Here is an 11,864-nt window from a genome sequence, read left to right on the forward strand (position 1 = left end):
TCGGGTTACCCCCGGTCACCCCATCCACTCGACTCACCCTTCGCGCACGCCGGATCGTCACAACTCCGGCGTGCGCCTTGTCTTCCCTCCTCACGACCCCGGGCGTACCTTGACGGCCGATCTGATGTGCCGTCAGGAATGGCGGTCGGGAATGAGGGGACCGTGTCGTACCAGAAACGAACCGCAGCGCTCGCGTCCGTCGCGGCCCTGGCCGGCTCGGCGGTATTCATGGCCGCCCCCGCAGCCGAGGCCTCCGTCGTCAATGTCAACTACAAGTGCCAGACACCGATCGGCGTCAAGACGGCCGTCTCGCCGATCGACATCAAGGGTGTCAAGAGCGGCAGCGGCTACAAGCTCACCATGTCCTGGCAGAAGGGCGTCTCCTCCAGCCCCGTCGAACTCGGCAAGGGCGCGATGAGCCCGAGCGCCACCATCAAGGTGGGCGGCGCCGACAGCGGCACGGTCTCGGTGTCGGGCCCGGCGAACCAGGCCGCGATCCCCGCCAACACCCCCATCAAAATCAACGACTTGACGGGCACGTACACCCCGAAGGCGTCCGGCAAGGTCACGTTCACGGCGGCCGTTCTCACCATCAAGGCCCTCGGTACGACGACGACCTGCACCCCCACCAACAGCCCCGGCCCGTCCCTCACGCTGGACGTGACGGCGGCGAGCGGATCGTCGGGGTCGACCGGCTCGACGGGTTCCACCAGTTCGGGCACCGGTACGGACTCCGGCGGCTCGCTCCCGAAGACCGGCCCCGACGACTCGGTCATCGCCCTCGGCACGCTCGGCGGCACGGTCCTCCTCGCGGGCGCGGCGGGCACCCTGTGGCTGACCCGGCGCAACCAGACGGCCCGCGCCCGCCGTTGACAGCCCCCGCGAGACCGCCGTGGAGCCGCCCATGCTGTCGTCGACCGCCCGTGTCCTGTGCCTGTCCCTCCTCGCCCTCCTGACGGCCGCGCCGACCGCGACAGCCGCCGAGGGCTGGTCCCTCGCGCCCGCGGGCGGCGGCCGCCCGACGTTCTACGCGGAGGGCGACCCCGGCACGACCCTCCAGGACACGGTGTCCGTGAGCAACCCGACCACCCGGCCGGTCACCGTACGACTCCACGGCACAGGCGTCCCGATCACCTTCGCCGGCACGGGAGTTCGGGTCCCGGCCCGCACCCGCGCGGACATCCCGTTCACCGTGAACGTCCCCGCGACCGCCACCCCGGGCGACCGCACCGGCACGATCGTCGCGCGGGACGCGGAGGGCCGGGCGGCGACGGTACGACTCCAACTCCACATCGCCGGACCCAGGTTGTCCGCACTGACCATCGAGCACATGGCCGTCCACGGCGACCGCATCACCTACGACCTGGTCAACCGAGGCACCACACCCCTCACCCCGAAACTGGCCGTCCACGCCACCGGCATCCTGGGCACCCTCCTCGACCGCCCCGCGCGCACCCTCCCGGTCCAACTGCCCCCAGGCCAACGCCTGAAGCTCACCGAGCCCTGGCCCGACCACCCCGCCCTGGACGCGGTCGACATCCACCTCACGGTCACGACGACGGCCGGCGCGCACGCCACGGCGACCGCGTCGGCACGGTTCGTGCCCTGGGGCGCGGTGGCGGGGATCGGGGTCGCGCTGACGGCAGGGGCCGCACTGCTTCTCACCCGACTCCTACGACTACGACGCCGTCGGCGCCGTACGGATGAGGGAGACGGGTCGTCCGAACACCCGCGTACGGAAGTCGAGTTGACGGGAGCGGTGACGTGAGCGGCAAGGTGCGGATTCCGGCGCTGGTGGCGGTGCTCGCGCTGCTTCTGCTGCCGTTGGCGGGGGCGACGCCTGCTGTCGCCGCGGCAGGCCCCGCGGTCAAGCTCTCCAAGTCGCAGGCGGGGACGGGCGGTTCGATCACCGTCTCCGGTAGCGGCTGGCGGGCGCACGCCCTGCTGATGATGCTGATCTGCGGACAGGCCACGCCCGCGCGCGGGGTGATCGGCGGGACCAACTCCTGTGCGAACGCGGACGGCAGGGCCGTCACGACCGACGCCAAGGGCGTCTTCAGCAAGAAGCTGCCGGTGTCCGAGCCGCCGGTGCCGTGCCCGTGCGTGGTGCATGTGGCGACGGTGACGGGCGCGAGCGCGTCGGCGGACGCGGTGCTCCAGGTGGCGGGCCATGCGGTCGAACCACTCCCCGCGGAACCCTCGACCGGACGGCTGTCGGTCCTCTCCGACACCCGACTGGACGGTTCTAGCGGGCTGTTGACCTGGTTCGGGGCACCTCCGTCCCGCACGCTGGTCTTCACCGTCGGCAACGCCGGCTCGTCCCCCGTCAAGAACCCCGTGTTCCAAGTCGGCACCTCCCACGGGGTGTTCGCGCCGCAGTGGGACGACCAGCAGTTCAACGGCACGATCGCACCCGGCGGGAAGGCGGAGATCAAACTCCCCGTCGATCTGTCGGCCGGAGCGCACGGCGACTACACCGTCTCGATGAAGTACGGCGGCCGGGTGCTCGCCGAGGAGCCGTGGGGCGTCGGCCGCCCCTGGGGCGTGACCCTGTTCTGGATCCTGGTCTGCGTGGTCGTACCGGCGGCGGTGTTCCGTGTCGGAATGGCCGTCGTGGACCGGATACGGCCGCGCCGCGCGGGCCGCAGCACGGGACCGCCCCGGCACCGGAGCCTGCCTATGCCCACCCAACTCACCCTGCGCATGCCGAAGTTCGGCACGGCAGCCGCGCAGGAAGCAGCAGCACCTCCGACTTCGACCCTGCCGTGGTTCACCCCGGACTCCGATCCGGGCACGGCCGGTCGGCTCTCCGCACCGCACGACGACAGTCCGACGAGTCCCACGACTCCCACCAGGAAGGGCCCTACGTGAGCAAGCCAAGGAGAGTCATACCGGTCGGCGAACGGAGAGCGAGCGCGGCGGGCGCCGCGTTGATCCTCGGCGCTGCGGGCGTCCTGCTCGGCGTGAGCGCCGGGTCCGCGCAGGCAGCCGAGGTGTCGTTCGCGACGCACTGTGTGCCACCTGGCGGCATCACCCCTGTCGACGGCACCACGAAGGTCGACATCACCGCCCCGGCCACGGCGAAGGTCGGCGACACCGTCACCGTCGTGTGGAAGTTCACGCAGGCCGCGTCGAAGAACCCCGACCTCCTCGACCTGGATGCCAACTCCGTTCAACCGTCCGGGATTCTGAAGGCGGCCGGCGCCCAGACCGCGAACATCGCGATGCAGGGCCCACGCGAGAACCCGGCGATCCCCAAGGGCGCCCCCATGGTCCTGTCCGACATGAAGGGCACCCTGAAACTGACGACGGCCGGGACGGTGACGCTGACACCGGACGCGTACACGGTCAACGTGCTGAAAACGGACACGGTGTGCACACCGACGCAGACCGTGCAGTCGGCGGCGACGATCGACGTGACGGCGGGGGACGGCAGCTCGTCGAGCACGTCCCCGACCCCGACGGACTCGACGTCGCCCAGTGACTCGGCATCCGCCTCCGAGTCCGCGTCGCCCAGCGATTCGGCATCCGCGTCCGCGAGCGCAAGCGACGGCACCGGAAGTGGCCAGAGCGACTTCACCGGCAAGGAGGTCTCCGTCCCGTACGCGTGCAAGACGCCGCTCGGTGACAAGAGCGCGACCTCGTCCGTGCAGATCAACGCCACGAAGGACGGCGGGAGTTACGACCTCACCGTGCAGTTCAAGAAGTCGGTGATGGACAGCCCGGCCGAGATCCCGGCGGACTCCGTGAAGCCGTCGATGGAGGTGGTCCTGGGCGGCGCCGACAGCGGCACGGTCCACGTGGAGGGCCCGACGAACTCCGCCGTCATCAAATCCGGCGACCCGATCGAGATCCCGGACCTCACCGGCACGTACAAGCCCGGCGCGACCGGCTCGTCGACACTGGCCCCCGGAGTTCTGACGATCGAGGCCCTCGGCACGACGACGACGTGCACGCCGACAAAGTCGGAGGTCTCCCTGACCCTGGACACCACCGCACAGGCGAGCGGCGCGTCGGGAACTTCCTCCACGTCGACCTCGGGCGGCTTGGCCGAGACGGGCTCCGACAGCCACGGCGGCCTCAAGGCCCTCGGCCTTGTCTCCGGCACGGCGATCCTGCTGGGCGTGGCGGTGTTCACGTTCATGCCGGGGCGCAGGCGGCTGCGGTAGGCAGACGCTGAGGGCCGTCACACCCCGATGGATGTGACGGCCCTCAGCCCGGTCGCCGTAGGCGCAGGCGTGCGTCAGTGCACGTCGCCCATGAGTGCCTTGACCTTCTTGCGGTACATCCACACCGCCGCGCCCGCCAGGACCGCGAGGACGGCCTGCAGGGCGACGATGCCCGTCTTGTTCAGGTCCACGCCGGCGATCGAGAGGAGACCCGTCGTGGCGTCGCCGGCGGTCACCGCGAGGAACCAGACGCCCATCATCTGGGAGGCGTACTTGGCGGGAGCCATCTTCGTGGTGACGGAGAGGCCGACGGGGGAGAGGGTCAGTTCGCCGACCGTCTGGACGAAGTAGATCGCCACCAGCCACATCGCGGCCGCCTTGTGACCGCCGTCGGCGATCGCGAGCGGGGCCAGGAAGAGGAAGAAGGACGCGCCGATCAGGACGAGGCCCATCGCGAACTTCGTCGCCGTGCTCGGCTCCTTGCCGCGGCGGGCCAGGGCCAGCCAGGCCCAGGCGAAGACCGGGGCGAGGGCCATGATGAGGACCGGGTTGACCGACTGGTACCAGGAGACCGGGAACTCCCAGCCGAACACGGTGTTCTTCGCCGAGGAGTCGGCGAACAGGGACACTGTCGAGCCGCCCTGGTCGTAGATCATCCAGAAGACGGCCGCGGCGACGAAGAACCAGATGTACGCGGACATCTTCGACTGGTCGGCGCGGTCGAGGGTCTTGTCGCGCTTGATGCGGGCGATGACCACGACCGGGATGAGCAGGCCGGCGACCGTGATCGGGACCAGCAGCCAGTTCAGCGTGTAGTGGCCGGAGAAGCCGACGACCGCGTAGAAGACGACGGCGACGGCGGCCCACAGCGCGGACTTGCGCAGGGTGGCCGACTTCTCCGCGGCGGACAGCGGCGTGGGGACGACGTCCGAGCGGGAGCTGAGGTGGCGCGTGCCGAGCAGGTACTGGGCGAGACCGATGGCCATGCCGACCGCGGCGAGCGCGAAGCCGAGGTGCCAGTTGACGTTCTCACCGACGGTGCCGATGGCCAGCGGCGCGGCGAAGGCGCCGATGTTGATGCCGATGTAGAAGAGGGTGAAGCCGCCGTCGCGGCGCGGGTCGTCCGGGCCCTCGTAGAGGTGGCCGACCATCGTGGAGATGTTGGCCTTGAGGAGACCGGAACCGATCGCCACCAGGCCGAGGCCCGCGAAGAACGTGCCCGAGGTCGGCAGGGCCAGGGTGAGGTGGCCGAGCATGATGATCACGCCGGCGACCGCGACGGTCTTGCGGGGGCCGAGGACCCGGTCCGCGAACCAGCCGCCGGGCAGGGCGAGCAGGTACACGAGGGACAGGTACACCGAGTAGATCGCGGTAGCGGTGGCCGCGCTCAGGTGCAGGCCGCCGGGGGCGACCAGGTACAGGGGAAGCAGGGCCCTCATGCCGTAGTAGGAGAAGCGCTCCCACATCTCGGTCATGAAGAGCGTGGCCAGTCCGCGGGGGTGGCCGAAGAAGGTCGTATCGGAACCGGGGGTGCCCGGAGTCACCGAGTCCTTCGTCAGGCTGGACGCCATGGTCGATCCTTGCTGGTCGGGCCTTGTTGGCCGGGAGGGCCGCACACAAAAAAGACCTTCAGCAGTAAATGCTCGCCAAAGGTCCCCGGTGTCACTACAAGCGGTCCAGTCACCATACGACAGGACACTGCCGGATATGGAAGGACTTGAGACATCGATCACAGGAAGAAGTGGAACCGCGGCCGACTTTTCCAAGGTGAATACAAGGATCACATCCCACAGGCACAGGTTCGGACCAGATTCTTCACCGCAGCGAATCCGACTTGCCCCAAGGTAAGAATCACTCGTGGCGATCACACCTCGACCGCTGTCCGAGGCGGACTACCATCACCTCATGACCCGTGTACTGCTCGCCGAGGACGACGCGTCCATTTCGGAGCCGCTGGCCCGCGCTTTGCGACGGGAAGGTTACGAGGTCGAGGTGCGCGAGGACGGACCGACAGCCCTCGACGCCGGCATCCAGGGCGGCATCGACCTGTGTGTCCTGGACCTGGGCCTGCCCGGCATGGACGGCCTGGAAGTGGCCCGCCGACTGCGCGCCGAAGGCCACACCGTCCCGATCCTCATCCTGACCGCACGCGCCGACGAGGTGGACACCGTCGTCGGTCTCGACGCGGGCGCCGACGACTACGTCACCAAACCCTTCCGGCTCGCCGAACTGCTCGCGCGTGTCCGGGCCCTGCTGCGGCGCGGCGCGGCCGAGCCCGCGCAGCCGCCCGCCACGCACGGCGTCCGTATCGACGTCGAGTCCCACCGTGCGTGGATGGGTGACGAGGAACTTCAGCTCACCGCCAAGGAGTTCGACCTGCTGCGTGTTCTCGTGCGGGATGCCGGGCGGGTAGTGACTCGTGACCAGTTGATGCGCGAGGTCTGGGACACGACGTGGTGGTCGTCGACCAAGACGCTCGACATGCACATCTCCTGGTTGCGTAAGAAGCTCGGCGATGACGCGGCGAATCCTCGGTACATCGCCACGGTGCGGGGTGTCGGGTTCCGGTTCGAGAAGAGCTAGGTCGGCTACGCGCGTTGCGTCGTGGGTGGCTGGTGTGGTGTGCGCGACTGGCCGTCGGTGGGGGCTGGTCGCGCAGTTCCCCGCGCCCCTGAGGGTGCTGCCCACACCGGTTCTCAAAAAGTCACCGCCCGGAGGGTCCCGTGCGCCGTCGTCTTATTCAGTCCACCCTCGCTGTGGTGCTCGTCGTGATCGCCGTCTTTGGTGTGTCTCTCGTCATCGTGGAGACGCGGACCATCAGCAACAGTGCCCAGGAACGTGTGGACTCCGAGGCGCTGCGGCTCGCCAGCATCGTGGACAGTCGGATTCTCGGGGCGGAGATCGTCGACTCCGAGGTGCTGCGCACGCAGGTCACGGAGGACCGGTACGCCGTGATCCGGATCCCGGGGGACCCGGTGATCGCGGTCGGTACCAAGCCGACGGGTGACGTCATCCGCTCCACGGCCAAGGGGGAGGAGGGCGAGACGGTCACCGTGATGGAGCCGCGCTCGACCGTCACCCGTGAGGTCGGGCGGACGCTGCTCATCATCGGCGCCGTGGCGTTGCTGGCCGTGGTGGCCGCCGTCCTGCTCGCGGTACGACAGGCCAACCGGCTCGCCTCGCCGCTCACCGACCTCGCGGAGACCGCCGAGCGGCTCGGTTCCGGTGACCCGCGGCCCCGGCACAAGCGGTACAGCGTCCCGGAGTTGGACCGGGTCGCCGATGTCCTGGACTCCTCCGCCGAGCGCATCGCGCGGATGCTCACCGCCGAGCGCAGGCTCGCCGCGGACGCCTCGCACCAGTTGCGTACGCCGCTGACCGCGCTGTCCATGCGCCTGGAGGAGATCACCCTCACGGACGACCCGGACACGGTGAAGGAGGAGGCGACGATCGCGCTGACGCAGGTCGAGCGGCTCACGGACGTCGTGGAGCGGCTGCTGACCAACGCGCGTGATCCCCGTACCGGCTCCGCCGTCTCCTTCGACCTCGACGAGGTCATCCAGCAGCAGCTCGCCGAGTGGCGCCCCGCCTACCGCAGCTCCGGCCGCGCGATCGTCAGCTCGGGCAAGCGGCATCTGCAGGCCGTCGGCACCCCGGGCGCGGTCGCCCAGGTGCTGGCCGCGCTGATCGAGAACTCCCTGATGCACGGCGGCGGCACGGTCGCCCTGCGCACCCGTGTCACCGGCAACCAGGCCGTCGTAGAAGTCACGGACGAGGGTCCTGGGGTACCCACCGACCTCGGCGCCCGGATCTTCGAGCGCACGATCAGCGGCCGCAACTCCACGGGGATCGGCCTCGCGGTCGCGCGGGACCTCGCGGAGGCGGACGGGGGCCGGCTGGAGATGCTGCAGCTGCAGCCGCCGGTGTTCGGGCTGTTCCTGTCGCGTACGCCGCCGACGAAGCGGCTGCCGGTGGAGGACGAGGAGCCCACGGTCCGCTGAACCCCGGCGGAAAGAGGGTGGTTCAGCTCACGTGCTGCTTGGGGCGGGGCAGCGGCTCCGACGCCGGCCCCGGGAAGGTCTCCGCGGCGGCCGGTTCCTCGGGCTCGTCCTCGATCGGCAGGGCCTTGAACACCCAGGTGCGGTACGACCAGAAGCGGAACAGCGTCGCGATGCCGATGCCGAGCACCTTGAAGACGTTGCGCTGCAGCGAGCTGTCCCAGCCGAGGCCGTAGATCGCCGCGAACAGGACGCCGTTCTCGATCACCAGGCCGACCAGGCTGAACGCCAGGAACAGCGTGAGTTCCTTGGTGCGGGCGCTCTTGTCGCGGTCACGGTAGGTGAAGTAGCGGAAGCCCACGTAGTTGCACACGATGGCCACGATCGTGGCGATCACGTTGGCGCGCACGGCCTGCAGGCTGGTCAGATGCCACAGCAGGTTGGAGACCGCGAAGTTCACCACGGTGCCCACGATGCCCACCGCGCCGAACTTGGCGACCTCGCGTGCGAGCCGTTTGAAAGGCCCTTCGGAACCACGTTCCATGGTTGGGCAGGCCTCCGTCTTCTCGGATTCTGGACCCAGCCATGCTAACCATCGCTTTCCCCCGGCGCCCGCGAAGCCGCTCACAGGTGGGGAAGAGACCCGGAAAAGGACGGTAAGAGGTACGGAAATCGGGCCGCCCCGGCGTGACCGATACCCTGGGGGAGTGACGTTCCCGGTAGTCGGCATGGTCGGCGGGGGGCAGCTCGCTCGTATGACACACGAGGCGGGCATCCCGCTCGGCATCAGATTCAAGCTTCTCAGTGACACCCCTCAGGAGTCCGCGGCGCAGGTCGTCGGCGATGTCGTCATCGGCGACTACCGCGACCTCGACACGCTGCGTGACTTCGCGCGGGGCTGCGATGTGATCACCTTCGATCACGAACACGTCCCCACCGAGCATCTGCGCGCCTTGGAGGCGGACGGCATCCCCGTGCGCCCCGGCCCGGACGCGCTCGTGCACGCCCAGGACAAGGGCGTGATGCGCGCGAAGCTCGTCGAGATCGGCGTGCCGTGCCCGCGGCACCGCATCGTGACGGACCCGGCGGACGTGGTCGCGTTCGCCGAGGAAGGGGACGGCTTCCCGGTCGTCCTCAAGACCGTCCGCGGCGGCTACGACGGCAAGGGCGTGTGGGTCGTGGGCAGCGCGGAGGAGGCCGCCGATCCCTTCCGTGCCGGCGTCCCCGTGCTCGCCGAGGAGAAGGTGGACTTCGTACGGGAGCTGGCGGCCAACGTCGTACGCTCCCCGCACGGCCAGGCGGTCGCCTACCCGGTCGTCGAGTCCCAGCAGGTGAACGGCGTCTGCGACACGGTGATCGCGCCCGCCCCCGACCTGGACGAGTCCCTCGCGCTGCGGGCCGAGGAGATGGCCCTGCGCATCGCCAAGGAACTCGGTGTCGTCGGCCACCTCGCCGTCGAGCTGTTCCAGACCGCCGACGGCCGCATCCTCGTCAACGAACTCGCCATGCGCCCGCACAACTCCGGCCACTGGACCCAGGACGGCGCGATCACCAGCCAGTTCGCCAACCACGTCCGCGCGGTCCTCGACCTCCCGCTGGGCGACCCGCGCGCCCGGGCCCCCTGGACCGTGATGTGCAACGTCCTGGGCGGCGACTACCCGGACATGTACTCCGCGTACCTGCACTGCATGGCCCGCGACCCGCAGCTGAAGATCCACATGTACGGCAAGGACGTGAAGCCCGGCCGCAAGGTGGGCCACGTCAACACCTACGGCGACGACCTGGACGACGTCCTCGAGCGGGCCCGTCACGCAGCCGGCTATCTGAGAGGCACGATCACCGAATGAGCCCCGTCGCAGGACCCGTCGTAGGAATCGTCATGGGGTCGGACTCCGACTGGCCCGTCATGGAGGCCGCCGCGCAGGCCCTCGACGAGTTCGAGATCGCGTACGAGGTCGACGTCGTCTCCGCACACCGGATGCCGCGAGAGATGATCACGTACGGCGAGCAGGCCGACGGCCGCGGCCTCAAGGTGATCATCGCGGGCGCCGGCGGCGCGGCCCACCTCCCGGGCATGCTGGCCTCGGTGACCCCGCTGCCGGTGATCGGCGTCCCCGTGCCGCTGAAGTACCTGGACGGCATGGACTCGTTGCTGTCCATCGTGCAGATGCCGGCCGGTGTCCCCGTCGCCACCGTCTCGGTCGCCGGCGCGCGCAACGCGGGCCTGCTCGCCGCCCGCATCCTGGCCACCCACGACGACGAACTCCTCGTCCGTATGCGGGAGTTCCAGCAGGAGCTGAACGACCAGGCCACGGAGAAGGGCAAGCGCCTGCGCACCAAGGTCGAGGGCGGCAGCGGCAGCGGCTTCGGCTTCGGGAAGTGACGGGGATGACCTCACTGGACGAGGCGCGGGAACTCCTGCGCGAGTTCCCGATCGTCGACGGGCACAACGACCTGCCCTGGGCGCTGCGCAAGCAGGTCACCTACGACCTCGACGCCCGCGACATCGCCGTACACCAGAACGCCCATCTGCACACCGACATCCCGCGCCTGCGCGAGGGCGGCGTCGGTGCGCAGTACTGGTCGGTGTACGTCCGCTCGGACCTGCCGGACCCGGTGCCGACGACGCTCGAACAGATCGACTGCGTACGGCAGTTGCTGGCCCGCTACCCGCAGGACCTGGCGCCCGCGCTGACCGCCGCGGACATGGAGTCGGCGCGCGCGGAGGGCCGTATCGCCTCGTTGATGGGGGCGGAGGGCGGGCACTCGATCGCCAACTCCCTCGGCACACTGCGGGGGTTGTACGCGCTCGGCGTCCGCTACATGACGCTCACCCACAACGACAACGTGGCCTGGGCGGACTCGGCGACGGACGAACCGGGGGTCGGCGGACTGTCGGCGTTCGGCCGTGCGGTCGTGCGGGAGATGAACCGCGAGGGCATGCTCGTGGACCTCTCGCACGTGGCGGCGACGACGATGCGCGACGCGCTCGACACCTCGACGGCCCCCGTGATCTTCTCCCACTCCTCCTCCCGGGCGGTCTGCGACCACCCGCGCAACATCCCGGACGACGTGCTGGAACGCCTCCCTGCCAACGGCGGTATGGCGATGGTGACGTTCGTCCCGAAGTTCGTGCTCCAGGCCGCCGTGGACTGGACGGCCGCGGCCGACGACAACATGCGCGCCCACGGCCTGCACCACCTGGAGACCACCGCCGAGGCGATGAAGGTGCACCGCGCCTTCGAGGAGCTCAACCCGCGCCCGGTCGCCACGGTCTCCACCGTCGCCGACCACCTCGACCACATGCGCGAGGTCGCGGGCGTCGACCACCTCGGCATCGGCGGCGACTACGACGGCACGGCCTTCACCCCCGACGGCCTCAACGACGTCTCCGGCTACCCGAACCTCATCGCGGAACTCCTGGACCGCGGCTGGTCCCGCCCCGACCTGGCCAAGCTGACCTGGCAGAACGCGGTACGGGTGCTGGGCGCGGCCGAGGACGTGGCGCGGGACATCCGGGCGACGCGGGGGCCGTCGAACGCGACCCTCGAGTCGCTGGACGGCTGAGGAACCGGTGTCCGGCGCGGCGCGGGAGCGGCCACTCCCGCGCCGTACCCCGAACGCACCGCCCACCAGGAAGCCCCCTCGTCAGCGTGCGACGGTGACCGTACTGCCGTAACGACGTACGGAGCCCCGC

At 69.8% G+C, this 11,864-nt stretch carries 11 protein-coding genes; 9 read left to right on the forward strand and 2 right to left on the reverse strand.

Translation table 11 applies throughout. The annotated features are described in order from the left end of the window. Positions 1-162: 162 nt before the first annotated feature. From OO70_RS45725 to OO70_RS45740, 4 genes are read left to right on the forward strand one after another with little or no spacing between them, the layout of a single operon-like run. Entirely contained in the window at positions 163-873 is a 711-nt protein-coding gene (locus OO70_RS45725) for an LPXTG cell wall anchor domain-containing protein (RefSeq protein WP_043686020.1), read from the forward strand. 34 nt (positions 874-907) lie between these two features. Continuing rightward, positions 908-1,768 carry a COG1470 family protein gene (locus OO70_RS45730; RefSeq protein ID WP_043686126.1) on the forward strand — a complete coding sequence of 287 codons (861 nt, stop codon included), beginning with the start codon at positions 908-910 and terminating at the stop codon, positions 1,766-1,768. Beyond that, the gene (locus OO70_RS45735) at positions 1,765-2,871 is read left to right on the forward strand and encodes a hypothetical protein (RefSeq protein WP_043686022.1); all 1,107 of its coding nucleotides are present in this window, start codon (positions 1,765-1,767) and stop codon (positions 2,869-2,871) included. The genes OO70_RS45730 and OO70_RS45735 overlap by 4 nt, the downstream gene beginning before the upstream one ends. Then, positions 2,868-4,169: a hypothetical protein gene (locus tag OO70_RS45740; RefSeq protein WP_407702895.1), complete on the forward strand. Its 1,302-nt coding sequence runs from the start codon at positions 2,868-2,870 to the stop codon at positions 4,167-4,169. The genes OO70_RS45735 and OO70_RS45740 overlap by 4 nt, the downstream gene beginning before the upstream one ends. 74 nt (positions 4,170-4,243) lie before the next feature. On the opposite strand, the gene OO70_RS45745 is transcribed toward OO70_RS45740, so the two are convergent. Beyond that, complete coding sequence (locus OO70_RS45745) at positions 4,244-5,740, reverse strand: oligopeptide:H+ symporter (protein WP_043686025.1); 1,497 nt, start codon at positions 5,738-5,740, stop codon at positions 4,244-4,246. Positions 5,741-6,074: 334 nt separating this feature from the next. Here OO70_RS45745 and OO70_RS45750 point away from each other — a divergent pair, with 334 nt between their 5' ends. Both OO70_RS45750 and OO70_RS45755 read left to right on the forward strand, forming a co-directional pair. Further along, positions 6,075-6,752 (forward strand): response regulator transcription factor, encoded by a 678-nt coding sequence (locus OO70_RS45750; RefSeq protein ID WP_174447603.1) that lies wholly within the window; start codon positions 6,075-6,077, stop codon positions 6,750-6,752. Between the two features lie 140 nt (positions 6,753-6,892). Next, positions 6,893-8,170: an ATP-binding protein gene (locus tag OO70_RS45755; protein WP_043686028.1), complete on the forward strand. Its 1,278-nt coding sequence runs from the start codon at positions 6,893-6,895 to the stop codon at positions 8,168-8,170. Between the two features lie 22 nt (positions 8,171-8,192). On the opposite strand, the gene OO70_RS45760 is transcribed toward OO70_RS45755, so the two are convergent. Further along, positions 8,193-8,711 carry a GtrA family protein gene (locus OO70_RS45760; protein ID WP_043686031.1) on the reverse strand — a complete coding sequence of 173 codons (519 nt, stop codon included), beginning with the start codon at positions 8,709-8,711 and terminating at the stop codon, positions 8,193-8,195. A 163-nt stretch (positions 8,712-8,874) separates the two neighbouring features. Between OO70_RS45760 and OO70_RS45765 the strand changes: the two genes are divergently transcribed. From OO70_RS45765 to OO70_RS45775, 3 genes are read left to right on the forward strand one after another with little or no spacing between them, the layout of a single operon-like run. Beyond that, positions 8,875-10,014 carry a 5-(carboxyamino)imidazole ribonucleotide synthase gene (locus tag OO70_RS45765; protein ID WP_043686034.1) on the forward strand — a complete coding sequence of 380 codons (1,140 nt, stop codon included), beginning with the start codon at positions 8,875-8,877 and terminating at the stop codon, positions 10,012-10,014. Then, positions 10,011-10,550: a 5-(carboxyamino)imidazole ribonucleotide mutase gene (gene purE, locus OO70_RS45770; RefSeq protein ID WP_078651825.1), complete on the forward strand. Its 540-nt coding sequence runs from the start codon at positions 10,011-10,013 to the stop codon at positions 10,548-10,550. Before OO70_RS45765 ends, purE begins: the two co-directional genes overlap by 4 nt. 5 nt (positions 10,551-10,555) lie before the next feature. Next, on the forward strand, positions 10,556-11,734 hold the full coding sequence (locus tag OO70_RS45775; RefSeq protein ID WP_043686040.1) for a dipeptidase: 1,179 nt from the start codon (positions 10,556-10,558) through the stop codon (positions 11,732-11,734). The last annotated feature ends 130 nt before the right edge of the window (positions 11,735-11,864 follow it).

It is taken from the genome of Streptomyces xylophagus (assembly GCF_000716435.1).
Classification (GTDB): domain Bacteria; phylum Actinomycetota; class Actinomycetes; order Streptomycetales; family Streptomycetaceae; genus Streptomyces; species Streptomyces xylophagus.